The organism is Stenotrophomonas sp. ATCM1_4 (genome assembly GCF_004348115.1).
Taxonomy (GTDB): Bacteria; Pseudomonadota; Gammaproteobacteria; order Xanthomonadales; family Xanthomonadaceae; genus Stenotrophomonas; species Stenotrophomonas capsici.
Window position 1 is genome coordinate 1 of record NZ_QPFB01000001.1, and the last position, 25,651, is coordinate 25,651.

Genomic DNA, 25,651 nt, shown 5'->3' on the forward strand with positions numbered 1-25,651 from the left:
ATGTGACCGCGCTGCAGAGCACCGGCGTGGCCGTCCCCACCTTCCCGGCTAACAGCAGCGTCACTCTAGTTGTTTCCTGCAGCGTGCCGTAGGCCGTCACTGGCCCACTCTAATCGCCAAACAAAACAAAGAGAATGATGTTTTGTACAGGCTATTGGAAAGCTGATATCGCCAAGAATATTCAAAGGATCGAACTCTACGAGTACATCGAAAACTCCTAAATAAACTCAAGTTGCCAAGAGTGGCGACGCTTACGCTTTGCGTTGACGGGACTCCAATCCCCACAACGTGCCGGCCGCCAGTGTTTAGTCCTGACGCGAGACGCCCGCAAGGCACGCCGTGGTCCGGCCTTCTTCTTAAGCCATGTGCAGTGAAGCCGGAAACGTACCTGCCAGAAAGCGGCCAACGGTGGGGCAAGGGATTTGATGGATTTATCGGGGGTAGGGAGTGCGGGCCCCGACCCAAAGCGGGCATATCCACTTCAACTGATTCGAGCTTTTGGTGTACGCTGCTGTAAGTCCGATTACACGCTGGCTTGTAAGCTGGATTCTGTCGCCCTAGGGCTGTAGGTACATGCCGGTGGTAACAAGTACCACGTGCAATCGGAAGGTGCTGCGGTCTTGGTCAGACATACCCGGATGCGTGCCCTATGCTTGGAGCATCTTGAACAAGCCGCTAACGTAGTTCTTGCCGCCGCCCGACTATCCTTGCTGCTGACATCCAGGAAGCCTATGGTGCCCAGCGTCCCGCGACGGTTCTACGCAGTAAGCAGCCGCGCGGCGTGCGGCTAATCGATATATCTGCAGATGTCGTCAGCAGCAGATTAGCTCGCACCGGCGCTGCTCATATCCACAACGAGCGACGAGCAGGCCGGATACGTTTTGCCCGGGCTGGATGGCCATTGAAGATCTACGAATGGCCCGACCATGGCGCGCTTCAGGCTACTCGAACGGCGAGAGCTAATGGGGCGCAGGAGATCTATACAGCCTCTGGAGCGGCAACCCTTGAGGTTCGATTGTTGGGATTGATAACGTGGGCGACCTCGCTAATTTGGACACGTTGGGGTGCAACAAAAAATGCATCTATCCTCTCCATGATACTTGCCACCCTTTTGAGTCGTAGCTAGCGAGCGAGCCCGCGTTACTGAGCTCATCCCAGCCTAAACCGACAGATAGAAATCTACAACAGCGCAAGGCGTCAGTATTTTCCTGTCACCGGCAACCGCCGTCCGTCCGCGGCATCAATCCCGCCGATTGCAAGTGACACAGGCCCAGAATAGTCGCAGAATGGCGGCAATCTCTTGGTAAGGCTGGACTATGAAAGCTAGTGATCTGAACCACGGGCATTTCTCGGCGCATCATCTAAACGGCTATGAAAAGCGGGCGCCGGACTTTTCAGGTCGCTTCGTGCGATGGTTCCTGGAGCACATCTTTCGCCTAGACGAAATTGACGCTGACGACGCGTGTGTGGACGCCAAGCACGACAAGGGCGTGGACGCAATCTACGTGGATGATTTTTCAGAGACCATATTCATCATCCAAGCCAAGACTAAGACAAAGGACAACTCCCAGCTGGGCGATACAGATCTCAAGGAGTTCTATGGCAGCCTTGGGCAATTCGACAGTAGGAAGAAGGTTGACGAAGTATTGGCGGAAACCAAGAACGAAAAGCTGAAGCAGACGATCATGAGGGCCGGCCTTGCTGAAAAGGTGGATGCATACGAAGTACGGGGTGTATTCATCACAAATTCGGTAGCAAATGATGATGCAAAGGCAATTATCTCCAAACTACCCGGGATCGAACTCTTCGACGCGGAGGCCATTGCTGACTCCTACATCGATCTCGAAGTGGACGGCGGCATAAAAGGTGGCTACTACTTTGACGTCTCTGATTCTGATGTCATCGATTACGATGCAGGCGGGGCTGCTGCTAGAATCTTCCTTGCGCCCGCACTGAACCTCATAAAAATGCAAGGCATCACCGACGGTCGCCTTTTCGAGCAAAACGTCCGATTCGCTCTAGGCAATACGAAAGTAAATAGGGGATTGAGGGCAAGCATCAAGGAAAAAGGGGAGCACAAGAACTTCCCCCTCTACCACAATGGAATCAACGTACTCTGCAAGAAAATTATCGCAGAGAATGATGAAAGAATTGAGGTGGAGGATTACGTGGTGGTTAACGGGGCGCAGAGCCTCACATCCCTCATGGCAGAGAAAGCAAAAATCACAGAAGACCTTAAGATTCTAGTTAAGCTCATAGAGACGAAAGGTGACTTAACTCTTTCGCAGGCGATCACAGTAAAGAGTAACAACCAAAATGCAATTAAAGCCCGCGATCTAAAGTCGAACCACATGATTCAGCAGCGACTGAAGGCCGAGGTCAATGCTGTCAGTAGCGGCAAAGTCGCGTACGAGATTAAGCAAGGCGAGTCCAACAAGGGCAAAGCTGTCCTGAGCAACGAATCGGCCGGACTGATCTTGCTTGCCATGGATTTGCTGCAGCCATGGAGTTGCCACCAGAAATATAAGGTGATGGACGAGCTGCACTCCGACATCTTCGGCAGGCCTGGCGTAACAGGTGCCCGAATTCTGGCATTCTGGGAGTGCTTTAACGCGGTCGAGGGTGCACTTGGTGCGATTGATGATAAGCACTTCGCATACTACAATCTCACAAAGTATTTTCTGGCATATGCAGTAGTTACACTCATCAGAACGGACTCGGCTGGAGTCTTGATGCTTCAGAACATTGAGCATGTTCTCGTATCCAAAGAGCTTCCAAATCTTCTAAAAGTAATTGGGGAACTCGCGACATCCCTTGCATTCGATCTTAATGCCGAGCTCGTTGTCGATGAGGGGAGCACGTTCGACTATAAGAATGAGCTAAAGAGTCCGAGCTGGTGCAAGAAGATGGCGGCGAAGTTGGTCGCGCAGTACTCAAAGGACGTTTTAAGAAAGAAGGCTGACCCGATCGGTGTTCTTTGTGCGGCCTTATCAGGCCCGCAGTGAAGGAGGCTGCCGGAAAAAGGGGGCGTCCTGATTCATCCAGGATGGGGGGCTTTAGAAGGCCTGAAGAAGGTCAGAATGGTATGTCGAAGGTTCCTATTTCCACATTTCCCGCGTATCTGGCTCTTCTGCTGAAAAGACTCGCTAGCTCCTCTCCAAGTACAGCATCCGCCTCCAACTTTTCTGCATCACTCTCGGAAAAGTCCATTGATACCTCCAGGCCGCGCTCGTTGACACCCACAATCACCTCCCCGCTTGGCATGGTGATACCAAGTCGTGACGCGGCTTTTGCTAGATAGTGCCTGAGTAGATATCCCATATCCTCTTTGAAATAGTTGCGCACGGCAGCTGAGGTAACTATCGCGCGGAAGCTAGCACCTACCTCTTGCTCAAAAAAATCAATGTTGTGTTGATGGAGTGAGTCAAGATCTCTGATCCACTTAGCCATTGAAGTGGACTGTACAAAGTGAACCGATGCCACGGTATCCTGTTTTCGAACCATGTAGCGGGTGAAACAGGTGATTCGATCGACCGGGCGCACTACCTTCACCTCCTGATCGAACTGAACTTCGACCATTCGAGCATCGAATACCGTGTGGAGTGAGTAGGAGTAGATTCGCTTACGATGGGGCTTGTTAGACTCGATTCGCTTACTCAGCTCGTGATCCAACGCCTTGATCAAGCTCGTAAACGAATCGTAGTAAGGCTTATTGTTGTTCGCTTGACCTTCGTTTCCAACCATCTGGAATGCGAACACATCTCGCCCGGCGACAAGCATCGACTTGACTGGTGGGCTCATAGATGAGAAATAGCGACTCTTCCAGTCCGAACTGGATAGATGAGCCTTCATTGGCTGCAGTCGTGTTGCTAGTGGTGCGGGCTCCCAGTCGGCGTTCGGGTCTCTCGAAGGGCGCTTCCGTGAAAGGAATGCTGCAGTGTCTTTCGCATCCTTCTTGCAGCTGATTAGCGCGCAGGTAAGTATATGGAGATCATCCAGTTTTGTAATTTTGTAGGCTATGATGTCTAGCTCCCTGGCCTGATTGCTCACGTCATCGAGGTAGTAGCTTCCATTGATGGTCTTCCAGCCCGCCTGCTGCAGGGCGACCACCACCTCATGCTCAAGAACGAATCCTGTTTTAGCAATCGCCTCAAGTACTTTCTGATCTGTCGGCATTAGTACGCACCCAGGCTGTCGATTGAGCCGAGTATATCCGCCAGCTTCTCCTAGCGTGCCATATTTCTGGGCAGGTTATACTGCGAGGGAAAGAGTACGTGTTCAGACTAGGGCGCCGCGCTCTTGGCGCCATGACCGTCAGGATTGATGCATAGCACCGCAGATATCGCCCTCATCGCTAGTCCCTCGTTAATGAGAAGATGGATATCAGGCGCTGTATTGCGCGGAAGGGAGGGGGTAGCTTAGGCACCGGGATTAGGGCAGCGCCGGCGCAGCTTGCACATCAGTTCGCCGTAGTTCTATTCGTCTTCTAAGAGACGGGCGGCGGGGTTTGATGTTGCCACACCGCTCTGAAAGTAGCCCAATACACTCGACACCGACCGGTGCTCGGTCAGCTGCATGATCGCCGGCAGCGCTACCCCTTGGCGGCAGGCCTCGGTTACGAACCCCGACCTCAGGCTGTGTCCGCCAAAGTTCCCCTCCAGCCCGGCCTGGCGCGCCCGCCGCTGAACGATCTCACCCACGGCGGCCGGGGACAGGGCGGGGCCGACCCGCTGCTTCCACAGTCGCCGGAAGATGGCCCCCTCGGCGATGCCTGAGGCCTCCAGCCAGTCCTGAAGGGCGAGGGCGGCCCGATCCAGCACCGGCTTATCCGGGGTCGAAGTGGCCGTAACCCCGGCCTGCTGGGTCTTGCTGTACTCCAGACGGTAGACATAGCCTGCTTCGCCAATGCGGCGCAGGTCACGCAGGTCGGCGGCGGCGATCTCGCTACGCCGGCGCCCGCCACTGGCAAACCCGAAGCAGAGCAGGGCGCGATCACGAATGCCTTCCAGGCTATCGTCGCAGGTGGCCAACATGAGTTCCAGCTCGGCCAGAGTGATCGCAGATTTCTTGCGCGGTCGCTCGCCACGCTTGACCGCCGCCCGAGCGGCCCGGCTGAGCACGGTGCGGATCGCCGGTTGCTCGCAGGGATTCGCCACTTGCTTCAGTCGATGCGCGGTGGACAGCACGGCAACGCGATGGCGCACGGTGGCCAAGGTCCATGGACCGAGCTTGGCCTTGAGGCCCGCAGCCACCAGTGCCTGATCGATGGCTGGTGGCAGTTCCCAGGTCAATTCGCCCTCGGCCGAACGGCGCTGCACGTGGTCGACCACGAACTGCAGCACGGTGGCCTCGGGCACTGGCAGCGCGAGCTCAATGCCATAGCGCGCCGCATGCCAACCCGACCAGTAGCGCAGGGCGCTGCTGTAGCTGCGGGTGGTGTTCTCAGCGGCGGCTTCGGCCAGCAATTCGCGCACCGCGTCGGCGGCCTGGCGGGCCAACTGTTCGGGCAGCGCCAGGCTGGTAGCCGTCGCGGTGTGCACAGAAATCGTAGAATTATCTTTCATATTATGTAATGTATACTACGAAATAGAGCTTATACCCGCGATAATCATCACTTATCGCTAGTAGAGGATCAACAGAGTAGGGCGCCGATACAGGAGACGTCTCATGGCCCGCGGCATCACCGAATCCGATGTGCACACCGCCGCCGACGAACTGGTGGCCAATGGCGAGCGGCCCACGGTGGAGCGCATCCGTGCCCATCTGGGTACCGGCTCGCCGAACACTGTGACGCGCTGGCTCGAGACCTGGTGGAAAAATCTGGGCCTCCGGCTGCAGCCGAAGCGGCCAGATTTGAAGGACGCGCCAGCAGCATTGGCCGAGTTGGCCGGGCAGTGGTGGACACTGGCGTTACAGCATGCCCGCGAGTCGATTCTCGAGGAGCTCACGGATGCCAGGCAGACGCTTGCCGCCGAGTACGACGAGCTGCGGGTGCAACAGCAGACCTTTGCCGAGGAGGCTTCCGAGCTCCATGCCAAAGCAACTGCCTCGGCCCAGTCAGAGCGCCTGGCACTGACCCAGGTGGCGGAGCTTCGGCAACTCGTGGACCAGCTTCAGTCGCAGATCACGGAGGCGGCCCAACAGCGTGCTTCCGGGGATAAGCGACTGGAGCAAGTTGAGTCTGCGAGGCGGACCCTGGAAGCCCGACTACAGGAGCTTCAGGAACTGGCCAGATCTGAGCGCGAGAGCCTGATGGAACATGCCAGATCTGTCGAGAATCGCGCTCTGCGCGACATTGACTTCGCTCGACAGGAGGCGAAAGCAGCAAGGCTTGAACTAACAGCGCTTCGAAAAGAGGCCGCTACGCTCGAACGCAAACAGATCGAAACAATCGAACGCGCACAAGCTAATACATCCAACTTACGGCAGGAGCTTGCTAGCCAGCGGGCACGAGCAGATGCATTCGAGACGCAATTGTCACAGTTGAGAGATCTGCCAGCTGCCCTGAAAGCAGCTTGGCGAGAACGCAAGCCCAGCGACAACAAGCCCAGCCGTTCACGGCGAGTGTTGAAAGCGAAGTCATAAAGCTAGGGGGGATAGTGGTCGCGTTTGCTCAGACGCCGCTACCGCACTACGCTCGACAAGCCCCAACAGAGAGCCTGCCATGTCTCGCACCAGCGTTACACACCCGTTACATATCGCAGAACTTTCGGTGGGAAGCGCCAACGGTGCGATCGGAATCACTTTTGCTCCAGGCAAGCACCAGACTCAAGCGTGGACTGGCGAATGGGCGCGCGATCTCGACACAGATCTTGCGGCGATCAAAACATGGGGGGCTACGTACCTGATCAGCTTAATCGAGCCGTTCGAGTTCGATGAGTTGAAGATCCCGCAGCTCCCAGTCAGGGCGCAAGCATTCGGACTGACGTGGTACGGACTTCCAATTGTTGATGGAGCGGCCCCGGATCATCGTTTGCTGGATCGTTGGAGGCAGCTCAGCCCGGAATTGGTGTCCGCCTTAGATGCTGGTACTCGTATTGTTGTGCATTGCATGGGCGGACTTGGACGTGCTGGCACCGTCGCCTCAATGCTTCTATTGGATTCAAGGGTGACCAAGGAGGCCGACGAGGCGATCCGCCTAGTTCGAGCGGTTCGACCCGGAGCGATCGAGACGGCAGAGCAAGAAGCATTTCTGCAGGAATGGGCAGACCAGAATCGTTTGAATTCCTAGCCATCCTGGACACGAATTAGGAACGCGAATGACAGCATTCTGTTCCCAATTCGTGTCCGCAGATCCCGCTCTGGCAATAGAAAAACCTTTTGAATTCAATCAACGGCACGATCTAGGAACAAAGGACATCAATTAGGAACACCGACAGGGAGGTTCCGGGTTTCGTTACGTGCTCTTGGTCGAGTTGTTATTTACATAATATACATACCCCAACGCATTTTCGGCGTAACCGTCTGATTTAACAGGGGTTTCAGCCTTCGCAAAGGCGCTCAGCGGCACAAGGAAAATCGCCGCCGCAGCCAGTCGGGTAAGCATTTTTGACCACAAGGCGCGTTCCGCCGGGGACTGCGCTTTTTCCGCGTGGATTCGTGCCATCCACTCAGGGCCGTCTGCCTTCGCGAGCGCGCAAATCTGCGCAATTCGGTCATCTGCCAGCGGCGTATCGCCCTTACGCCACCTGGACACCAGCGATCGAGTAACGGCCAGTCGATCCGCCAAAGCCAAGTCTGAGCCGAGATTCAAGTGGTTTTTCACTTTGTCAAGTAGTTCGTTGACGGCGTTCATGGCGGTCCTTGTTGATGGATCAGTTGACAACTTGTTTCGCGATCAGTTTACATCCGCCTCGTTGAGCGATCACTCAACACCCGCCCCGGCCTCCCCCTAGAGCCGGGGGCGGGTTTCTAGGGCGAGGGGGTAGGGGAGGGGCACATGGACCCGATCACGCTTGCACGACGCAACACGCTGGCCTGCCTGCATCACAACCTGAGCGGTTATCGCCGCCACGGTAATGAGGCCATGGCGTCGCTGTTCCGCGATGCCATTGAGGTCCGCTATCAGCTGCTCGCCATGGGCGAACTGCAAGTTGGTCAGTGGGGGCAGAAGTGATCGCCGTCCTCGCGCTCATCGCGATCATGTTCTGGACCGTGGGTCTTGCCGGTCTTGTCGCGTGGTTCCTCGATCAGCGTGATCGCCGCAGGCTCTCCGAATTCCGGGCCGAGCAACTCATCGCCCAGGCACGTGCGGAGGTGCCCGCATGATCGCGGTCCTTCCCCTCGTTGTGCTTGCCATCTACCTGTGGTTTCGGTGGGCGCGCCGTGGGTGACGTCATCTTCTGGGTGTTGTTTATCGCGCTCTACACGTGGAGCTGGAAATATCTATTCAGGGGGCCGCGTGGCTGACGGCTCCCGCGATCCTGTGCGCCGCGTCTGTCGCGGTTGTGGCGATCCGTTCGCCCTCAATCATGGCTATTGCAGCGATTGCGGTGATCCGCGCACCCCGGTCCTGCTGGACGTTTCCAGCGGTCGCACCGTAGACCCTCGCTATGCCGACTTGGAAGCGCACATGGCGCGTCTGAGCGCGTCGCAGCGCCGTTCTGAAATGGCTGCCGAGAAGGTCGGAAACCACGGCTTTTCGGCGGCGGCCGGAGGCCGTCGCCTTGGGCTTGTCCATTCTTCAACAAGTGACACGCGGCTTCACCGCGTGTCTATCGAACTAGACCCCAACCGCATCCGAGCAATGCGGTGCAAGAAGTCGGTCATCACCGGAGCGCGACTGCATGAGCAAGAGATCAAAGAAAAGGGTTCGTTCCGTGGCCGCTGGTACTTTCTCACCACGACTTACCGAGTCGGAGATAGCTATGACCCTCGCGACATTAGCGAGGCACTTAAGCGCGTCCGGGGCTTCTTCAATCGAGCTGTCCGATTGCGTTACCGGGGATACCGTCCGCGTTTCCGTTACCTATGGGTCGGCGAGCTCACCCAAGCCGGTGTTCCTCACTACCACGTGATGATCTGGGTGCCTCGGGGCATCTACATACCCAAGCTCGATGCGCGTGGTTGGTGGCCGTACGGCATGACCAACTTCCAGAAGGCACGAAACCCTGTCGCCTACATGGCGAAGTATGCGAGCAAGTTCACGCCTGATATGGCGAGCGAATTTCCTAAGGGCTTCCGCACCCATGCAGTTGGTGGCCTGGACAAAGACTCAAAGCGCGAACTGCGTTGGTGGAAAGCACCGGCAGAGGCGCGTAAGGCACTCGGCATGTTTGCCGACATCCGCAAGGCCCTCGGTGGCTACGTGGACAAACTTACCGGCGACTACTGGCCCTCGCCGTGGAAGGTGATTTTAGACAAGGGCCGATTCATCGCATGGCGATATCAGGAGCTAGCAGCATGAGCAAGATCATCATCAAGAAGGCTGTCGCGGTACAGCGCCCGGTCAAGGGCAAGGATGGCACGACCTACGTTTTCAACGAGCAGGAAGCGGCCTACGACGATGGTTCCGACTTCCCGGACCGCTTCAAGATTTCGCTTGCCGATGGGCAGGCTCCGTATCCGGTCGGAGAGTACACCGTTGAACCGGGTGCCTATTTCGTCAACCGCTTCCAGAACCTCGAACTGAAGCGCCGTTTCAGCCTCGTTCCCATCATCCCTTCCAAGTAATCAGCGCGTGCCGTCCGTCGCTTGCGGCGGGCGGCTCGCGAAGCGAGCCATCACCCCATGGACGAAACCGTACTCGTAGCTCACTGCAAAGCATCGGACTTCGATGCCGCAACGCAAACGTGCGCGGCGGTGTTCTGGGGTCCCACGCAGTCGTTTCCGCCTCCCATGAGCGTGGGCGAGGGCATCTCGCTTTCAGCAGTAATCGCTGGGGCGTGGGCCATCGGATACATGATCCGGTCAGCGCGTCGTGCTGCCGGTACGTGAGGCATCAACCAAACCAACCCAACAAGGAAATCGCAATGAAGATCAAGAACAAGCTGAAGAAGTTCGGTGCTGCCGCCACCACCGCTGCCACCACCGCAATGGTGTCCGGTGCCGCGTTCGCCGGTGAGTTCTCCGAAGCCGTGAGCGCTGGCGTGGACAAAGCCGAGCTGACCGCCATCGGCATTGTTGTGGTGACGATCTCGGGCATCATCCTGCTGATCCGCAGCTCGAAGAAGGCGGCCAACTAAGGCCAGTAGTGGGGCAGGGCGGGGAAACCCGCCCTTTTCCTTTTCCGAGTGTAGGAGGACATATGCAGTACGCCGGATATTTCGTGATGATTGCGCTATTGGGGGCGGTGTGGCTCGCACTCGACTCGTGATGCCCCGCATCTTGGCGGGTACTGCTCGGGCTCGGCTTGCGTCGTTTGCTTTGCTTGCCGTTCTGTCATTGTTCGCCGTGCCCAGGGCGCATGCGGTTGATTACTTGGATCAGGGGGCGGCTTACGCTGGGTGCATGGCCGCAAAGGCTGCACAGAAGAAGCCTGATAGCGCCTTTGCGGTCGCGTGCACTGTCCTCCAGAAGCCTGCCGGCAAGTGGTACTACCAGTGTCGCCTTGGCGCGAGTGGCGGCTCTGCGTGTCTGGTTGGTGGTGTAAATCATGAGATGCACTACTTTCCTGCGCAGCAGACGTGCGACAAGCGGCCCGATTGGAACGGGCCATATCCCTACCTTACTGGCGGTGCGCCGCGCAACGGGTCGGTGACCTGTAATTCCGGCTGCAAGCAGGCGTGGTATTCCACCGGCGATGGCTATTTCAAAGGCGATTACAGTTCGCTTGCCGCCGATGGCCGAAATGGAACCTGTAACAACTACGATGACGCCAAATGCAAGGCGGATTTCGGTAGCGGCTACTACTGGAACCACGCGATGTCATCGTGTGAGCCGGAAGATGGAAAGTGCGGTGACGGCAGCAAGCCCAACTCTCTCGGTCAGTGCAAACCAGAGCCGTGTCCAGAGGGCAAGGTGCTTAATGCTGACGGCACCTGTGAGAACAAGAAGAACGAGTGCCCAGCCGGCAACGTAAAAGCTCCCAGCGGCGAATGCCTGCCCGGTGACGGTCAGTGCGCGGCAGGAGAGGCAAAAGGCAAGGACGGCACCTGTAAGCGCGATGCAGATGGCGACGGCGTGCCGGACAGTGAGGAAGGCGAGGATGATCCGAACAAGGATTCGGCGTCTGGTGGTGAGAATTGCAGTACTCCGCCGTCATGCAACGGCAATCCGATCATGTGCCTACAGCTGCGCACGCAGTGGCGGATTGACTGCAACACGCGGAAAGATAGGAACGTTACAGGTGGATCGTGCAGCACCGTTCCCGTGTGCGTTGGCAAGGATTGCGATGCCGTGGAGTACGCCCAGCTGCTGCAGCAGTGGAAGGCATCTTGCGCGCTGGAAAAGCTTGCGAACAAGACAGGCGATGACGGTGGTGATGGTGGCGAGCAACCGGAGTGGACCAAGGTCGGCGGCATGAATCAGAACCCCGGTGCGGGTGCTACTGGTGATGATGCTCCTAAGCTCAACGTCATCAAGATGAGCACCGATTCGCTGGATCAATCCGGTTTCGGTGGTGGTTCGTGCATGGGCTTCGCTAGTGGCGGTGGCGGCGGTGAAATCTCTTCCGGCTTCATGGCAACGCTCGCTTCTCCTCCGGCGATGTGGTGCAACTACATCGCGATGGTGAAGGCAATTTTCATCCTCATTGGCGCGTGCGCCTCTGTCTTTATCCTTGCGAAGGGAGCCGGCTAATGCCTCAAATTCTCGGTGCGCTTGTCGCGCTTCTTATCGGTGCAGCGCGTGAGTATCTGCCCGGCATCATCGGTCGCGTGCTGCTTGCATTCGGCATCGGTGCGTTCACGCATGAGGTGGCGCTTCCTGCGTTGAAGGCGTTCGTGCAATCGAAGCTGTCCGCGCTTGGTGCGGTAGGTGTTGCTTACTGGGACGCGACCGGCGCAGGGATCATGGTCACGATGATTCTGTCTGCGATCGCTGCGGCGCTATCTCAGAAAGTCGTGCTTAGCAAGCTGGGGGGTAAGTGATATGGGTCTGTATCTCGTCACCGGTCAGCCAGGACACGGCAAAACTGCCTATGGCTTGGACAAGGCGTTCAAGTGGCAAAAGGAAGGCCGAAAGATCTACATCCACGGCGTCAAGGATTTCGACTACGAGCGGGCAGGGTTCACGTACTTGCAGGATCCGACCAAGTGGGAGGACCTGCCTGACGGCTCGGTGGTCCTGCTGGATGAGTGCTACACGATCTTTCCCAACCGCAACCCCGGCGCGAAGGTGCCCGAACATGTTGAGGCGATGGCGCGCCATCGTCACCGGGGGTTCGACTTCATCTTGATTGCGCAGCAGGGCTTGCAGCTGGATCCGTTCTTGCGCGGCTTGTACGAGGAACACGTACATATCCGGCAGACGTCGATCATCAAGTCACGCACCAAGTTGAAGCGCTGGACGCAGTACCAGAGCAACGTGCAAGGCCACTGCGCCGACGTGATCGACTGGGTGCGGCCTAATTACGTCTTCGACTACTACACGTCCACCACGCTCATCACCACGCGCCGTAGCCTGCCGCGTTGGGCGATTTGGATCATGGCCGGCGTGGCTTTCCTGTTCGTTCTCGGGCTCTACCTGAAACACAGCTATGAGAAGAAGCTCGAAGGATTTGAGGCTGATAGCGCGGCCAGCACCGCACAATTTGGCGCGAGGACCGGGGCGGTTGGCGGTACGCCGGGCGCACCGGGCACCGCGCCCAGGTATGCGACTGCTACCGAGTACGCCAAGGCACACCTACCGCGCTTTGCTTCGATGCCCGAGACCGCGCCCATCTTTGATGAGCGTGCGCCCGTGTCTCAGCCGGCGTTGTTCTGCATGTCCTCCGTCCCCGGTGGTGACGATGACCGTGAGGCGTCCTGTACGTGCCTGACAGAGCAGGGCACCAAGTACGACATCAGCCAACCCGAGTGCCGCACGCTGGCCCGGTTTGGCCCCGTGTACAACCCGTACAAGGCTCCCAAGGTCGAGATGCAGTCAGCGCCCGTGCCTGACCCGGGTGCGCCTCCTGTGGCCGTTACGGGCTCTGCTGGGCAGGTTATCGGCTACACGGCTGGTAAGCGTGCAGATCCGTTCGCACGTAATCCGGCCAAGCCGGTGGCGAGCTACACGCCGGCCACGTCCACTCTTTAACGTGATGCGTCACTAAATTAACAACGCTCGCCGGGGACGTTCTCCCAACCGCCCGGGATTTTCCGGAACGGAGTGCCATCAATGCAGCGCCATTCTTCGCGCTCTTTGTTTATTGCCTCGCGCTCGGCGGCAACCCTGCGAAGCCTGATTTCAGCGAGCTTTGCTTCACGTTGCGCGGTGGCACGCAGTTCGTCCAGGTTAGTGGTTACGTCTCGTGCTGCGGGCTTTACTGTGGGCTTGGTGGCAAATCGCGTGTTCCAAGCAGATTGCGTGTCCAAGTGCTGCTTTACACCGAACGCTGCGAGTATGAGCACCGTTAGACCTATCAACGTCAGCCACGGAAAGCTCCAGCGGCGCGGCTTGATCGGTGGCAAGTATTCTGGCCGTTCTCGTTCCATGAAACCCCCTAGATTTCGTCCTGTGCGGATTGTAGCCGGGGGTGTAGGGGCGAGCAGCCCCTACGGTGACGCTTCACCCGCGCCGATGGCGTGAAGGCCCACGGGTAGCATCGGGACCACTGGGCATGGTTCCGCGTTGTGACGCACACCACTACGCAAACCGCGCTTTTCCTGATCCAGCAGGCGGCGGTACTCCTGGGCAAGTGCAGCAGTCAGCCCGAGCCACGCAAGGTCTTCCGGCAGCAGCTCACGGCCCTCGGGCGTTACGAGACGGCCACCCTTGAACGAAAAACCGGCCCAAGGGCCGGTTAGCTTGCGATCACGCATGTTGCAGACTCCATGTCGGGGGCCGTCGTAGCAGCAGGAGCCGTGCCATCGTGCTGGCCACCAATGTCCGAACAAGACGAACATAATATACATTATGCGAAATGGCATGTGGCCGACTCCGCTGGGTCTGGCTCTGGATCACTTCCTGCTTGCCTCAACGTCCACCACGCAAGGACGAGATCGAAGCATGAAGCACGACCCGCACGAACGCATCGAACTGACCGGCCCTTGGGCCGGTTTCGGTTTCCAAGGCGGCCACATGTGGACGCCTGAGGGCCACACCCTCTATCCCGAAGATATGACGTGGTGGTCGTTGACCTGCAACATCGCACGGGAATGGCGATCGATGATGGCAGCTGGTCGACCAGGTGTTAGTCGATCGGTACTTTCTGGAAACCCCTGCGGCACAAGGGATTCCAAGGTGATTTTCCTGCAGGACGTGCTCCGGCGCCGCCAAGAACAGCCGTCATCGGGAGTAGCTGGCGCGAGGTTCGCCGACCGGGCAACGGTAGTCCGGGCTACCCGTGGGCCTTCACGCCATCGGCGCGGGTGAAGCGTCTCCGTAGGGGCTGCTGCGCGCTGTTCAACGCGGCGACCTGTGCCATCAGGTTCGTCAGCTGATCCATGTCGTGTCCATATGTCATGACAATCCCCGCTTCCAGCGGAACATTGTCGGAGTCCTGCCGCGCAACTTACCAGAACTCGCGACATACAGATGTACGAGCACTCTTCACGGAAATTTCAAATCACTGAACAGGCGAAAAGAAGTGACACCCACGCTTCGTGTAGAGCATCGCTATCCGGTGACACCCTAGCACTCAACCCGACAGCCCACGCTAGAATCGCCTGACGACCCATAGCGAGACTTGCCATGCTGGATCAGGATGCCCTGCTGGCCCCGATTTCGGACCACGCGCCGACGGGCGAAGACCTTTCCTTCTCGGCCGAATTTGACCGGATCATCGAGAAACGTCGCGCCGATGACCCCACATTGGACCAGGGGGCATGGCAAACAGACATCAAGTACGCCGATTGGCAAGGCGTGTTGCGCGACTGCACCGATCTGCTGCAGACACGTACCAAGGACCTGCGCCTGGCCGGCTGGTTGTGTGAAGCCAATACCCAGTTGAATGGCTTCGTAGGTCTTTCGGGCGGCTTCCGCACCATCGCCGGCCTGTGTGACCGCTATTGGGATGACGTGCACCCGCTGGCCTACGATGGCGACCAGGAAGAACGAATTGGCAACTTGAGTTGGCTTCTTGCCAACTCGCTGCAATGGCTTCGCATCGTTCCGATCGTGGCTGCACCGCAGGGCCGTTTCAGCATCGCCGACTACGAACATGCCCACGCCCGCGCCAACAGTGGCGAACCGGATGACGGCCGCCCCAGCCTCGACCTGCTCGAGGCCGCGCGCCGCGACACCAGCCATGACTTCTACCGCCAGCTGATCGAAACCCTGCCCGAATGCACGGCGGCGCTGTCCGACCTGCAGACCGCGGTGGACAACCGCCTCGGCATGGACGGCCCGAGTTTCAGCGCCGTACGGGAACAGCTCGACCATATCCAGCGCACCGCGCAGCGCTTCGCGCGTGATGCGGGCATGCTGCTCGACGGCGAGGTCCACGCCCCCGACGATGCCGACCACGATGTGTTCGCCCAAGCGGCCCCCACCGCCCAAGCCCCGGCCAGCCAGGCACCCCGCCCCGCCGGTGGCGCGCCCACGACGCGCAAGGAAGCCCTGCAGCAGCTGCGCCAGGTGGCCGAGTTCTTCCGCCGCACCGAGCCACACAGTCCCGTGGCCTACCTGGCCGAGAAGGCGGCGCGCTGGGGCGAAATGCCGCTGCACGTATGGCTCAAGCGCGTGGTCAAGGACCAGTCCACGCTGGACCAGATGGAAGAGATGCTCGACGTCAACCAGGACACGGAGGGCTACTGAGCCCTCCGTATCACCGCAGCGTCACTGGATCTTGAACTCGATGCGGCGGTTGCGGGCGCGACCGTCGTTGCTGGTGTTGTCAGCCACCGGTTCGTCCGGCCCCTTGCCCAGGACGTCCATGTGGCTGGACGGAATGCCCTTGCCCATCATGTAGTTCTTCACCGCCAACGCACGCGCATGGCTCAGCGCCAGGTTGGATTCGCGCTGGCCGACGTTGTCGGTGTGGCCAATGATCAGGAAGCGGCTGTCCGGCATCTGCGCCATCTTGGCCACCATTTCATCCAGGATGCTCATGCCGAACGGCGTGAGCTTCGCGCTGCCGCTCTGGAACTCGATGATGCGGTTGGCCAGCGTCTGGTCGAGCACGCTCTGCTGTGAGCCCACCTTCAGGCCGTTGGTCACCGTGTACGAGGTATTGCTGGCCAGGCTGAGGTCGCTGACCACCTGCTGCCGCAGTGCTTCGTTGCCGACCTCGCCACTGATGCGCACGGCCTGCCCGTTCACTTCCAGCTTGCCGGGCGACACGCGCTTGAGGCCCGGGTTAATCATCCCGGCCACGTAATCGCCCCAGTTCGGCGGCGTGGCGATGCTTTCCACCTGGATGCGGTCGACCACGCGGTCGGCGCCATACACCGCGCGCAGGTTGGTGAGCAGCTTGGCCTTGGTGGCCTGGTCGGGCACGACGCCTTCGATGACGACCGGCCGCTCTCCGGTGGAGGTAGCGGGCGGCGCCGGGTTCTGCGCCAGCAAGGGCGCAGCCGCGAGCATCAGGAGCATCGCCACGCCGGTGTTTCTGAAAGAGGCCATCGTCAGGTTCCCAGGAAAGTCTCGCCGAACAGCTTGCGCGCGGTGGCCAGGGCCAGGTCATCGCGGTCCAGGAAGCTGCCCAACCGGTTGAGGTTGTAGTCGCTGCCGAGGTATTCCTCCACCCATTCGGCATGCTTGAGGTGGATCAGGAACCCGCTGTCGTCGCTGGGGTCGAGCACCGCGCGCAGCACCTGGCGGTCGGCGCCGTTGAAGCCCACCACCATCGTGGGCGTCGCATCGTTGCGCACCAGCACCGACAATTCGAAGTCACCGCGGCTGACGAAGCTGGAGATCATGTCCAGCCAGAACGCGGCGATGAGCGGGCGGTAGACCGCGTCGCGTGCCAGCGGCAGCACCAGCGCCTTGTCGATGTTCACGTCGCCACCGCTGAGCACCGGCTGCAGCAGCATGCCCATCGCCGGCAGCATGTGCTTCAGCGATACGTCGCCGTGGCCGGCCTCGCGCAGGCGCTGTTCCAGCTCGCCCACCGTGCAGCCTTCCAGGAAGTCCTGGAAGCTGCCGTTGTAGTCCCCCACCTCGGTGCTGATGCTGAAACGTGCCTCGCCCAGCCTGGACAGCGCCTCGGTGGCGTCATCGTCCTGGTAGGCCTGGCGCGCCAACCGCGCCAGGCCGGACCACGCGTTGGACATCGCCAAGGGGCTGCGCCCGATGAACGGCAACGGGTCGGTTGCATCCAGGCGAACCACCGACAACAACGGGAAGCGACGTTCCGACGCATCGCGACTGGCCAGCAGGTGACCGCACAGCACGGTCTTGCTGCGCGAGCCCAGGAAGGCGTAGTGGATGTCCGGCGCCGCGTCATAGCGCTGCTTCCAGTCCGGGCTCTGGCTCAGCAGCTCCAGGCTCTCGCCCGCCCAGCGGTCGAGCCAGCCCAGCAACTGGTGGTTGTCCGCGGTGCGGACGAAGTCTCCCCGCGAGGGCACCTTCCCGAAATAGGAAACCCCGGCATTCACCGCGCGACTCATTGCCCACCTCCTTGTTGTGGCGCCGCCGTCGTTGCTTCCGCCGGTTGTGCCGCCGGCTGCGCGGCGGGCATGCCACCCGCCACCGTCTCCGGCAGCTGCAACCCACGCTGCCAATCGCCGCCATCGGTGCCGGCACCGGCGCGCCGCACGATGCGCATCTCCACCGTCACCGCCACGCCGTCGCTTTCCCAGGTGATGCGGCTGGAGTCATCCAGGCGCTCGTACTTGCCCTCGGACATCAAGCGCTTGAAGCCATTGGTGCCCGGTGCGTTGAACACTTCCACGGTGCGCCCGTCACCGGTCACCGCCGATATCTTCACGCCCGGGATCTGGCCCACGTTCGGGTACTGCATGGTGGTCCATTGCGGCGGCGTGTTGCGATAGCGCAGCGACTGCCCATCGATCTCGATGGTGTATTCCACCGCGCCGGCCGCCGGCGACGGCAGGATCTCGAAGATGGTGCTGTCCTGCGCGGCACCGGCCACCGAACCGCCCACCCAGTTGCCGTAGTTGGCCACCAGTTCGGCCGACAGGTTGATGCCCTGCCCGGCCCAGCGGCGCGCCTCCAGCAACGGGCCGCGCTGGATGACCAGCGTCCCCAGCGCTTCCTTGTTGAAGCTGGCGATGCTGCCGCTGGCACCGAAGATGGTGGCCACGTCACTGGCCGCCGCGTCCACGTCGGAATTGAGGTTGAACGGATACTGCTGGCCGATGCGCGCCTTGAACGGGTCGTACACCTGCGCCTTCCAGGTCTTGTTGACCTCGGCCTCGGTCGGCGCCACCAAGGCACCGAAGGTCTGCGTCAACGGACGCAACAGCAACGGACGCAGCGCCTCGCGCTGGCTGTCGTCCAACCCGGTCAATACCTGCTCGTCCACCAGTGCCAGCGCCGTGCTCAGGTCCGAGCCCTCGTTGCTCAGCGTGTCCTGCATCAGCTTGCGCGCGCCCACGCCGATGTCGCCCTGGCTCTTGATTGCGTTCAGGCGGGCGCGCAGCTTGCCCAGCGCTTCGAAATAGGCCTTGATCACGGCCGGCTGGTCACCACGCTCGGTGGTCAGGCGGGCAATGCCCTCGAACGCCTTGCCGATCGGCCCGACCGGCTGCGCCGCGGCAGCGGCGGCCGGGTCCTTGCGCAGGATGGTGCGCTGGAACCACGCCACGAAGCCCTTGCGGGCCTTGCTGGACTGCGCCTGCGCGGCGGGGTTGTCCCACACGGTCTCCTCGTTGATGCGCTCCAGCAGGACCCGCAACGGCGAGGTGCTGGCATCGCCCAGGCGGTTGATGCTGGCCGCGGCCTGGTCGAAGGTGGTGAACTCGGCGATGCTCAGCCCCTTCACGAACTTGCCCCACTCGCGGGCGTACTCCTGCTTGTACAGGCCCACCAGTTCACGCGAGACATGCTCGGGGCTGCCCGCCAGCGACAGGTCGCTCTGCTCGGTGGTGCCCAGCACCCAATCGGTGGTGCTCAGCTGCGTGTTGGCCGCTTCCTTGATGGCGTCCTGCACGTAGTCTTCCCACGCCTTGCGGGTGAATGCACCGGAAATCGCGTAGTTGCCATTGATCAGGCGCCCGTTGCGCTCCTCGCCGATCAGGCTGTCCACCGTGACCGTGCCGAAGCGCGCGCCGGCACGCGCCTTGATCTGCGCGAACACGCGCTCCATCGCCGGCTGGCCCTTCATCACCTGGCCCAGCGCCTCGCGGCTGTCCGACACCAGCGTGACCCGGTTCTGGACCTGCGGCCAGCCCGGCTTGTCGGCCTGGGCCACGTAGAAGGTCATCAGCTTCTCGGCCGAACGCACCATCTCCTCGCGGCTCATCTGGCCGCGGTTCGCATCGAGCCAGTTGCGCCAGAACAGGGTGAGCTGCTGTGACAGGTGCGCGCCTTCCACATACTTGGGATTGCCCAGCATCAGATAGGTCTTGAGCGCGTTGTACGCGTCATTGGTATTGGTCGGCGATGCATTCTGGTAGAGCACCTCGCCGTCGGCGACCGCCGGCCCGGCCTGGCCCAGCTTGTCACGCTGCGCCACCACCTGGCCCAGGTAGTTCTCCAGGTTGGACACCGTCGGCGCCAGCATGACCTGCTGCATGCCGTGGTTGTACTCGCGCAGCAGCTTCTCGCGGATCGCATCGCCCTGGTACAGCCCCAGGCTGGTGGTGATGCCGCCTTCCTTGCGGTAACGGTCCAGCTGTTCCATTCGGTCCTGCAGCAGCAGCAACGCATCGATGCGCGACTTCAGGTCCAGCCGGTCCTTCTGCACCTGCACGGCCTGCTGCAGGTCCTTGGTGGCGTTCTCCACCAATTGCGCATTGGTGGTGTACGACCAGGTCCACATGCCCAGCGCCAAGGCCAGCACGCCGACCGCTCCGAGGAACACGCCGTAGCGCAGGCGGTTCTGGTGCGGGCTGGAGTACTGCCGTACCAGTTCACGGTCGGCGAAGATCACCTTGCGGAACAGGTCCTTCAGGAAGAACGCCGTCTGCCCGGTGGGCGCGACGTCCTCGTTCGAGCCACGCTGCAGGCCGAACTGCCGGCCCACGCGTTCGGAGGCATGGTGGACCGAGCGGCCTTCCTGCAACGCACTGCTGAAGTAGAAGCCGCGGAACACCGGCTTGAACTGGTAGGGGTTGTCCTCGAACAGCGTGGCGATGAAGGTGCGCAGCGCCGGCTTGATGCCCACGAACTCCAGCGGCAACGACAGCAGGCCCGGGGATACCTCGCGCCCGCGCTGCATGGCCATGTGGGTCAGGCCCATTTCCTTCATGCCATCGGCCAGCTCATCGAAGTGCGTGTCGAAGGCGGCCAGGGCATCGGTCTGCTGGTGCGCATCGAACGGCAGCGTCGCCCCCCACACATGCTCGCGCTCACCCGGGTCCAGGTTGCGGAAGAACTCGCTGAAACCGGCGATCAGGTCGGCCTTGGTGAACAGCACGTACACCGGTGCGAACACTTCCAGCTGCTCGGTGATCTCCTGCACGCGCTGGCGCAGGTTCTTGGCCAGCTCCATCGCGAACTCGGGCTTCCCGCCGGACAGCTCGGCGATGCTGGCGGCGATGATCACGCCGTTGATCGGTGCGCGCGGGCGGTTCTTCTTCAGCAGGCCGAGGAACGTCAGCCATTCCATCCGGTCTTCCGAGCTCACCGAGTATCGGCCGGCGGTATCGAGCACGATGCCGTTGGTCGTGAAGTACCAGTCGCAGTTGCGCGTTCCGCCGATGCCCTGCACGACGTTGCTGCGGTTGTCCTCGAAGGGGAACTGCAGCCCCGAGTTGAGGATGGCCGAACTCTTGCCGGCGGCGGGGTTGCCGATGATCACGTACCACGGCAGCTCGTACAGCGCCGCACTGCCCTTCAGCACGCCCATGCGCGAGGACTTGATCTGCTTCACGGCATCCATCATCCGCTGCCGCAGCGCCTCGGTGTCGCCGCGTTGTGCGGGCTGGGCGTTGGCAACCGCACGGTCGGCCTCGCCCTGCACCAGCGCCTCGACCTTCCGGGCCGCGCGCCGCGCCAATATCCGCTTGATGATCCATACGATCAACGCCAGCAACAGCAGCGCGCCCAGCACGATCGCCACCCAGATGCCGATCTCGCGCGCCTCGGCCTCGCCATACCAAGCCAGTCCGCCTGCGCCGATCAGGCCCACCAACATCCATAGCCGGTAGTCGCGCAGGTAATAGCTGAAGTTGCTCAAACTCATGCGGGGGAATCCAGGTTCAAGTAGTCGACGGCAGATCAGCCGCCTGAGGTGTGCTGCCGGCACTGACCAGTGCCATCACACGCTGTTGCGCTTCGGTGCCGGCCAGTAGCAGCACCGGCCCGGTGTTTCGTCGTGTCTGTTCCAATGCCAGCGCGAGCATCGCCACTGGCAGCACCGGCCCCAGCTCGCCCGCGCTGGCCGGCAGCGACAGGTTGCCTGTGCCGAATTCCAGGTCCGGGTTCAAGGCCGACGCCGCCAGCGCGGCATCCACCACGCCGTCGCTGCCCTGCCGCGCATCGTGCAGGACGAACTGCACGCTGTGTTCGTCCTGCGGCAAGGACTGCTTCCATTGGCTCGCCGCAGTGGTCAGATGGCGCCGACGTTCGGCCGGCCGTGCCATCTGCGTGGCATCGGCCTCCAGCGCAAGCGGCGGCCACAGGCAACCGTTGCCTTCGGTGGCCATGCCGGGACTTGCGAGCAGCACGCCGGCGGCGCCTTCGCCCGGCGTCCTGCCTTCCGGGTGACGGGCCGTGGCCAGCACGCCATTGACCAGCCAGCCCTGGATGACGTCCGGGTCGATGCAGGAGTCACACGCCAGCAGCAGGTGCCATCGGTCAGGCGCACGCGACAGGGCATCGGCAAGCCGATGCAGGTGGCGCCATGCCTGATTGTCATCCCCGACCACGGTGACGGCCACGTCGAACCGGCGTCCATCGACGCCGAACTCGAGCACCCGTTGCATCAGCCAATCGCGCACCCAATGCAGCAGCGCATCGGACCAGCCATGCGCGACCAGCAGCTCGATGGTGAGCACGTTGTCCACGCGACCTTCATCGTTGCGGCGCAGCCCGGCGACCACCACTTCCTCGCGGGCCTCGAGCACGGGCAATGCCATCGCCGCCTCGCCCAACAGCTCATCCAGCACCGGCGCAAGCAGGGCCAGCGCCCGGCGCTCGCGTGGCGTGGTATCGATGCCCTGTTCACGCTCGCCGAGCACTTCCAGCTCATCGAGCTGCGCGGCCTCGCTCACGCGTACCGGCAGATTCTGGCCATCACGGAACCGTGCACTCAAGGCAGGACGCGGCGGTGCAGCTGCAGCCGCGAGCAATGCCGGCGCATCCAAGCCCACGCCCAGGTTGATCTGGCCGGCGGTCAACGCGGCGGCGGCAGCCGCCTTCACACCATCCTCACGCGCAACCGGCGCCGCATCGTTGTCAGGGCTGCGGGTGGCCTTCTCCAAGGCCTTGTCGGCCCCTTGGCGAAGCAAGCCGGTCGCCATGAAGCCGGCACTGCTCACGCCCGCCGGCAACAGCCCCAGGTACAGCAGCATGTCCATGCCGCTCGGCGTGGCACCGGTGCTGCGCCAATACATGATCGCGCTGCCCCAGGTGGCAATGAATACCAGCAGCACCGAAGCAGCCTTGCCCGTCCATCCCGCCATCAGTCGCTATGCTCCATGCGCGCTCCTGTGATCGCCGGGTTCAACCCAGGCCCGTCGTGGTCTGCGAGGAAATCAATGTTGCCCCACAGGCGGTGCTGTCGCCTTCACGCGCCACCGCTTGACCGTCGATGATGACAGTGGCATCGCCACTGACGATGGTGGTTGCCCCATGAACCGCACAGACGGCGCGGTCGGTCACCCGCGACACCGGCTTTCCCGCGACGTCGGTGTGTTCCGCGCCAGAGACCACGCTGCCGCCATGGGACAGCTTGTCACCGACAACTATGAAAGGTCGTGCCATACATCACGCTCCCTGATCCTGTGTGAACCGGTCTTTCCATCGCCGCGTCGCAGCAACCCGACTCATCCTCGCGAAACGATACCAGCAGTCAGGTGTTCTTATCACCCTTGCTGAGACAACTCCGCACGTTTGATGGCCCTTGCTGCCTTGCATCTGTCAGACATCTCGACGTGAACGTAGTCCTTGATGCTGCGCCAGTTGCCGCCCCAATCAAGCCCTGCCTGTTCAGCCAGCTCGCCGTACAGATAATACCCACGGCGTGTCCATTCATCGTTCATGTCCCACTGCAGCTTGCCATCGCGGATGGGCGCACTGTCCACGCCAAGCCCGTATTGATGGCAACTCTGCCAGGCACCGGCACGCGTGGCCTTGCCACCGGCCATCAGCTCGGCCTGGCGCTCGGGACTGCGGTATCCCTCGATCAACACCATCTCGTATCCGTACTGGCGCCGCATGACCTCGTAGATGGCCAACACGCGCTGCTGCAGATCGGCGTCGATCTGCTCCCACTTGCGGTCCGCGGTCACGATCTCGGGGCGTAGACGACGGACTTCCTGCGTCGTGAAGACCTCGGGCGGCGGCGGCGGTGGCGGTGTCAGGCGCTCTCCCCGCAGCAGCTGCGCCACCATCGAGCCGGACTCGGAAAGGTCATCGCCGCGGAAATCCGCAAGCACGACGGTCTGCCGCGACAACAGGATGACCAGTGGCGGCACCGCCAACAACGCAAGCGCGGTTGTCAGGACGACCCAATGCCGCATCAACCAACCCCGCAGACCATGTCGCTCTTCACGAAATGAAATACGTGATTTGGCGATGGGCGTCTCATCGTTTGCCTGACGAACCGCACCCACGCTGTGAGACTTGATCTGCTTTGCTCGGAAGCGCTCGCGCAATCGCGCAACTGCATCCGGAAACAGCAGTGCCCAACACACCAAGGCCGCCAACAAAAAAGCCGCTATCGCTACACCGGCAACTACTGACACTGATCCTCCATGGAAACCGACAGGTTGACGCGCCGAAAAGCATGCCCTAAGAATGCACCATTCGCTTCGGCGGAAGCCGACTCAAACCAAGGGCTGGATGCACTTGAATAATGGCGGAATCAACCGGCCAAGTCTTCTCTCAGGGGGAGAGCAGACCAAGGCCCAAGCCCCGAACTCGGGACGGATCCTGGCTGACATGGAAGGCCGGCAGGCTGCCGCGTCGCCGCGTGCGCCCAGTGTTGCCAGCAGCAATGGCCATCGCAAATGGTGGTGGATTGTCTCCGCCACGGTGCTGGTCATCGTGGCGCTGTTGGCGTGGGCGCTGATGCGCGGCGGTGCCGGCATGGACCAGGACGAGTACTCGCTGACACCCGAGAGCAGCGCCCCGACCGGCCATCCCATCGCACCTGTTGCTGCGTCCAACGATGGCGCGGCCATGATCGTCGATGCCCCTGACACCGATGGCACCGCGCAGGGCAACCCGCTCGATGCGCTCGCCGACCCCGGCAACACCGCGGCACCGGCGGCAGCCGGCGCCACGCCCTCCCCCGCAACCGCCAGCCGGACTGCATCTGCGCCTGCGCGCAGGGCGCAACCGGCGGCGCGTGCCGGCACCAAGGGCAAGGAAAGCGACAACCTGCTCGGCACGTTGCTCGGCATCATCAAGGAAGATGAAAAGCCCAAGCCGGCAGCGCAGCAACCGCGCACCATGGATGACCTGATCGCCAAGATCGAAGCCGACCAGCAACAGCGTGCCGAAGACGAGCGCACCGCCTTCGACCAGGTCGCAAGCAAGAAGTCGGCCTCGACCGAGTCCGGCATCCAGGCACAGCTGCGCCGCTGTCCGGGCGCCAATACCCTGCAAGGCCTGGAATGTCGCCGCCGCGTCTGCGCCAACGTCACCGGGAAGGATCCGGCCTGCCCCGCGATGTAAAGGCGTGAGCTGCAGCAGGTCACGCGCGAAACGCAAAGCCCCGGCCTTCAACGCAATGCGTTCGCTGGCACGCCCGGCCTACCCTGCTGAACGCGCCCCGGCCAAGCACGTCAATGCGGGTGCGGACAACGTTCCCGCTGGGCATCCATGATCGTCGGGATGGTAATCGTGATGATCACCACCACACGGAGGGTTGTCTGGGCTCGCCTGGGCGCAGTCAGCGGTTCAGCTCCGAGAACCACGGCGGGATGCCAGGCACGGCAAACATCATGAACACGATCACCGTGCAAATGGCGCCGAGCACGAACCAACGTCGGTTCAGATAGCCAAGCTTGCCCGCGTACGCAAGACGCTCCGCCTCGGTGAGAGGCCGCGTCCGGAACGAGCTCGCGGGCGCGGGCATCGACATCTCGGCACGGATCTCCGGCGGCCACGCCGGCCTGGGGGCGATGCGCCATATCCAGAGCCCGGCGCGCTCGAACCAGTACATCAGGGCACCTACCACACACACATACGTCATCGGAAACGCGCCCGGTTTGACGCGATGATGCGCATCCACCAAGCCGCCGAACAACTGCCGATCCAGCAGCACATGGTCCGCCCGGGGGTAATCCCCCCGCAGATTAGCTGACGCCAAAAGTGGAATTTTCTCGTACCC

General features: G+C 61.2%; 26 protein-coding genes. 14 read left to right on the forward strand and 12 right to left on the reverse strand.

Going from position 1 to position 25,651, the window contains the following annotated elements; all coding sequences use genetic code 11:
• Positions 1–1,316: 1,316 nt before the first annotated feature.
• Positions 1,317–3,005 carry an AIPR family protein gene (locus tag ATCM_RS00005; RefSeq protein ID WP_132862255.1) on the forward strand — a complete coding sequence of 563 codons (1,689 nt, stop codon included), beginning with the start codon at positions 1,317–1,319 and terminating at the stop codon, positions 3,003–3,005.
• Between the two features lie 70 nt (positions 3,006–3,075).
• On the opposite strand, the gene ATCM_RS00010 is transcribed toward ATCM_RS00005, so the two are convergent.
• Both ATCM_RS00010 and ATCM_RS00015 read right to left on the reverse strand, forming a co-directional pair.
• Positions 3,076–4,176 (reverse strand): hypothetical protein, encoded by a 1,101-nt coding sequence (locus ATCM_RS00010; protein ID WP_132862256.1) that lies wholly within the window; start codon positions 4,174–4,176, stop codon positions 3,076–3,078.
• A gap of 299 nt (positions 4,177–4,475) precedes the next feature.
• Positions 4,476–5,564, reverse strand: a complete 1,089-nt coding sequence (locus tag ATCM_RS00015; RefSeq protein ID WP_132862257.1) for a site-specific integrase — start codon at positions 5,562–5,564, stop codon at positions 4,476–4,478.
• Positions 5,565–5,667: 103 nt separating this feature from the next.
• Between ATCM_RS00015 and ATCM_RS00020 the strand changes: the two genes are divergently transcribed.
• Positions 5,668–6,585 (forward strand): DNA-binding protein, encoded by a 918-nt coding sequence (locus ATCM_RS00020; protein ID WP_132862258.1) that lies wholly within the window; start codon positions 5,668–5,670, stop codon positions 6,583–6,585.
• 79 nt (positions 6,586–6,664) lie between these two features.
• Entirely contained in the window at positions 6,665–7,231 is a 567-nt protein-coding gene (locus ATCM_RS00025; RefSeq protein ID WP_132862259.1) for a cyclin-dependent kinase inhibitor 3 family protein, read from the forward strand.
• Positions 7,232–7,396: 165 nt separating this feature from the next.
• Here ATCM_RS00025 and ATCM_RS00030 read toward each other — a convergent pair whose 3' ends face one another.
• Positions 7,397–7,795, reverse strand: coding sequence for a DUF3693 domain-containing protein (locus ATCM_RS00030; RefSeq protein WP_132862260.1), 399 nt, complete (start codon positions 7,793–7,795; stop codon positions 7,397–7,399).
• 144 nt (positions 7,796–7,939) lie between these two features.
• Here ATCM_RS00030 and ATCM_RS19020 point away from each other — a divergent pair, with 144 nt between their 5' ends.
• From ATCM_RS19020 to ATCM_RS00065, 8 genes are all read left to right on the forward strand, one after another.
• Positions 7,940–8,116 (forward strand): hypothetical protein, encoded by a 177-nt coding sequence (locus tag ATCM_RS19020; protein ID WP_165931085.1) that lies wholly within the window; start codon positions 7,940–7,942, stop codon positions 8,114–8,116.
• Entirely contained in the window at positions 8,113–8,268 is a 156-nt protein-coding gene (locus ATCM_RS19025; protein ID WP_165931086.1) for a hypothetical protein, read from the forward strand. The genes ATCM_RS19020 and ATCM_RS19025 overlap by 4 nt, the downstream gene beginning before the upstream one ends.
• 304 nt (positions 8,269–8,572) lie before the next feature.
• On the forward strand, positions 8,573–9,406 hold the full coding sequence (locus ATCM_RS00035) for a replication initiation protein (RefSeq protein ID WP_132866011.1): 834 nt from the start codon (positions 8,573–8,575) through the stop codon (positions 9,404–9,406).
• Positions 9,403–9,672: a single-stranded DNA-binding protein gene (locus tag ATCM_RS00040; RefSeq protein ID WP_165931087.1), complete on the forward strand. Its 270-nt coding sequence runs from the start codon at positions 9,403–9,405 to the stop codon at positions 9,670–9,672. Before ATCM_RS00035 ends, ATCM_RS00040 begins: the two co-directional genes overlap by 4 nt.
• A 299-nt stretch (positions 9,673–9,971) precedes the next feature.
• On the forward strand, positions 9,972–10,184 hold the full coding sequence (locus ATCM_RS00050; RefSeq protein ID WP_132862263.1) for a hypothetical protein: 213 nt from the start codon (positions 9,972–9,974) through the stop codon (positions 10,182–10,184).
• Between the two features lie 265 nt (positions 10,185–10,449).
• Positions 10,450–11,739: a hypothetical protein gene (locus tag ATCM_RS00055; protein ID WP_132862264.1), complete on the forward strand. Its 1,290-nt coding sequence runs from the start codon at positions 10,450–10,452 to the stop codon at positions 11,737–11,739.
• The gene (locus tag ATCM_RS00060; protein ID WP_132862265.1) at positions 11,739–12,029 is read left to right on the forward strand and encodes a DUF2523 domain-containing protein; all 291 of its coding nucleotides are present in this window, start codon (positions 11,739–11,741) and stop codon (positions 12,027–12,029) included. Before ATCM_RS00055 ends, ATCM_RS00060 begins: the two co-directional genes overlap by 1 nt.
• Position 12,030: 1 nt before the next feature.
• On the forward strand, positions 12,031–13,179 hold the full coding sequence (locus ATCM_RS00065; protein WP_132862266.1) for a zonular occludens toxin domain-containing protein: 1,149 nt from the start codon (positions 12,031–12,033) through the stop codon (positions 13,177–13,179).
• Between the two features lie 17 nt (positions 13,180–13,196).
• Here ATCM_RS00065 and ATCM_RS00070 read toward each other — a convergent pair whose 3' ends face one another.
• Together ATCM_RS00070 and ATCM_RS00075 are read right to left on the reverse strand one after the other, a co-directional pair.
• Entirely contained in the window at positions 13,197–13,577 is a 381-nt protein-coding gene (locus ATCM_RS00070; RefSeq protein WP_132862267.1) for a hypothetical protein, read from the reverse strand.
• 60 nt (positions 13,578–13,637) lie between these two features.
• On the reverse strand, positions 13,638–13,904 hold the full coding sequence (locus ATCM_RS00075) for a DUF3653 domain-containing protein (protein WP_132862268.1): 267 nt from the start codon (positions 13,902–13,904) through the stop codon (positions 13,638–13,640).
• A 187-nt stretch (positions 13,905–14,091) separates the two neighbouring features.
• Here ATCM_RS00075 and ATCM_RS00080 point away from each other — a divergent pair, with 187 nt between their 5' ends.
• Together ATCM_RS00080 and tssA are read left to right on the forward strand one after the other, a co-directional pair.
• Positions 14,092–14,457: a DUF3653 domain-containing protein gene (locus ATCM_RS00080; protein WP_132862269.1), complete on the forward strand. Its 366-nt coding sequence runs from the start codon at positions 14,092–14,094 to the stop codon at positions 14,455–14,457.
• Positions 14,458–14,775: 318 nt separating this feature from the next.
• Complete coding sequence (tssA, locus tag ATCM_RS00085) at positions 14,776–15,840, forward strand: type VI secretion system protein TssA (RefSeq protein WP_132862270.1); 1,065 nt, start codon at positions 14,776–14,778, stop codon at positions 15,838–15,840.
• Between the two features lie 21 nt (positions 15,841–15,861).
• On the opposite strand, the gene ATCM_RS00090 is transcribed toward tssA, so the two are convergent.
• From ATCM_RS00090 to ATCM_RS00115, 6 genes are all read right to left on the reverse strand, one after another.
• A complete protein-coding gene (locus tag ATCM_RS00090; RefSeq protein WP_207911834.1) occupies positions 15,862–16,608 on the reverse strand; it encodes an OmpA family protein in 747 nt (248 codons plus the stop codon).
• A gap of 41 nt (positions 16,609–16,649) precedes the next feature.
• The gene (gene tagF / locus ATCM_RS00095) at positions 16,650–17,633 is read right to left on the reverse strand and encodes a type VI secretion system-associated protein TagF (protein ID WP_132862272.1); all 984 of its coding nucleotides are present in this window, start codon (positions 17,631–17,633) and stop codon (positions 16,650–16,652) included.
• On the reverse strand, positions 17,630–21,334 hold the full coding sequence (gene tssM / locus ATCM_RS00100; protein WP_207911753.1) for a type VI secretion system membrane subunit TssM: 3,705 nt from the start codon (positions 21,332–21,334) through the stop codon (positions 17,630–17,632). The genes tagF and tssM overlap by 4 nt, the downstream gene beginning before the upstream one ends.
• Before the next feature lie 16 nt (positions 21,335–21,350).
• Positions 21,351–22,775: a hypothetical protein gene (locus ATCM_RS00105; protein ID WP_132862273.1), complete on the reverse strand. Its 1,425-nt coding sequence runs from the start codon at positions 22,773–22,775 to the stop codon at positions 21,351–21,353.
• Between the two features lie 40 nt (positions 22,776–22,815).
• Positions 22,816–23,076: a PAAR domain-containing protein gene (locus tag ATCM_RS00110; RefSeq protein WP_132862274.1), complete on the reverse strand. Its 261-nt coding sequence runs from the start codon at positions 23,074–23,076 to the stop codon at positions 22,816–22,818.
• Between the two features lie 101 nt (positions 23,077–23,177).
• Positions 23,178–24,059, reverse strand: a complete 882-nt coding sequence (locus ATCM_RS00115) for a M15 family metallopeptidase (protein ID WP_243693927.1) — start codon at positions 24,057–24,059, stop codon at positions 23,178–23,180.
• Positions 24,060–24,255: 196 nt separating this feature from the next.
• On the opposite strand from ATCM_RS00115, the gene ATCM_RS00120 reads away from it, so the two are divergent.
• Positions 24,256–24,993 carry a hypothetical protein gene (locus tag ATCM_RS00120; protein ID WP_132862275.1) on the forward strand — a complete coding sequence of 246 codons (738 nt, stop codon included), beginning with the start codon at positions 24,256–24,258 and terminating at the stop codon, positions 24,991–24,993.
• Positions 24,994–25,210: 217 nt separating this feature from the next.
• Here ATCM_RS00120 and ATCM_RS00125 read toward each other — a convergent pair.
• On the reverse strand, positions 25,211–25,651 hold a 441-nt coding region (locus ATCM_RS00125), incomplete at its 5' end, for a hypothetical protein (RefSeq protein ID WP_207911754.1).

Coding starts and splice junctions, on each gene's coding strand:
- tssM (WP_207911753.1), bottom strand. CDS start 21,334: ATGAGTTTGAGCAACTTCAGCTATTACCTGCGCGACTACCGGCTATGG.
- ATCM_RS00030 (WP_132862260.1), bottom strand. CDS start 7,795: ATGAACGCCGTCAACGAACTACTTGACAAAGTGAAAAACCACTTGAAT.
- ATCM_RS00055 (WP_132862264.1), top strand. CDS start 10,450: ATGGCCGCAAAGGCTGCACAGAAGAAGCCTGATAGCGCCTTTGCGGTC.
- ATCM_RS00075 (WP_132862268.1), bottom strand. CDS start 13,904: ATGCGTGATCGCAAGCTAACCGGCCCTTGGGCCGGTTTTTCGTTCAAG.
- ATCM_RS00070 (WP_132862267.1), bottom strand. CDS start 13,577: ATGGAACGAGAACGGCCAGAATACTTGCCACCGATCAAGCCGCGCCGC.
- ATCM_RS00005 (WP_132862255.1), top strand. CDS start 1,317: ATGAAAGCTAGTGATCTGAACCACGGGCATTTCTCGGCGCATCATCTA.
- ATCM_RS00040 (WP_165931087.1), top strand. CDS start 9,403: ATGAGCAAGATCATCATCAAGAAGGCTGTCGCGGTACAGCGCCCGGTC.
- ATCM_RS00050 (WP_132862263.1), top strand. CDS start 9,972: ATGAAGATCAAGAACAAGCTGAAGAAGTTCGGTGCTGCCGCCACCACC.
- ATCM_RS00035 (WP_132866011.1), top strand. CDS start 8,573: ATGGCGCGTCTGAGCGCGTCGCAGCGCCGTTCTGAAATGGCTGCCGAG.
- ATCM_RS00105 (WP_132862273.1), bottom strand. CDS start 22,775: ATGGCGGGATGGACGGGCAAGGCTGCTTCGGTGCTGCTGGTATTCATT.
- ATCM_RS00120 (WP_132862275.1), top strand. CDS start 24,256: ATGGAAGGCCGGCAGGCTGCCGCGTCGCCGCGTGCGCCCAGTGTTGCC.
- tssA (WP_132862270.1), top strand. CDS start 14,776: ATGCTGGATCAGGATGCCCTGCTGGCCCCGATTTCGGACCACGCGCCG.
- ATCM_RS19020 (WP_165931085.1), top strand. CDS start 7,940: ATGGACCCGATCACGCTTGCACGACGCAACACGCTGGCCTGCCTGCAT.
- tagF (WP_132862272.1), bottom strand. CDS start 17,633: ATGAGTCGCGCGGTGAATGCCGGGGTTTCCTATTTCGGGAAGGTGCCC.
- ATCM_RS00015 (WP_132862257.1), bottom strand. CDS start 5,564: ATGAAAGATAATTCTACGATTTCTGTGCACACCGCGACGGCTACCAGC.
- ATCM_RS00010 (WP_132862256.1), bottom strand. CDS start 4,176: ATGCCGACAGATCAGAAAGTACTTGAGGCGATTGCTAAAACAGGATTC.
- ATCM_RS00110 (WP_132862274.1), bottom strand. CDS start 23,076: ATGGCACGACCTTTCATAGTTGTCGGTGACAAGCTGTCCCATGGCGGC.
- ATCM_RS00020 (WP_132862258.1), top strand. CDS start 5,668: ATGGCCCGCGGCATCACCGAATCCGATGTGCACACCGCCGCCGACGAA.
- ATCM_RS00060 (WP_132862265.1), top strand. CDS start 11,739: ATGCCTCAAATTCTCGGTGCGCTTGTCGCGCTTCTTATCGGTGCAGCG.
- ATCM_RS00080 (WP_132862269.1), top strand. CDS start 14,092: ATGAAGCACGACCCGCACGAACGCATCGAACTGACCGGCCCTTGGGCC.
- ATCM_RS00025 (WP_132862259.1), top strand. CDS start 6,665: ATGTCTCGCACCAGCGTTACACACCCGTTACATATCGCAGAACTTTCG.
- ATCM_RS00065 (WP_132862266.1), top strand. CDS start 12,031: ATGGGTCTGTATCTCGTCACCGGTCAGCCAGGACACGGCAAAACTGCC.
- ATCM_RS00090 (WP_207911834.1), bottom strand. CDS start 16,608: ATGCTCGCGGCTGCGCCCTTGCTGGCGCAGAACCCGGCGCCGCCCGCT.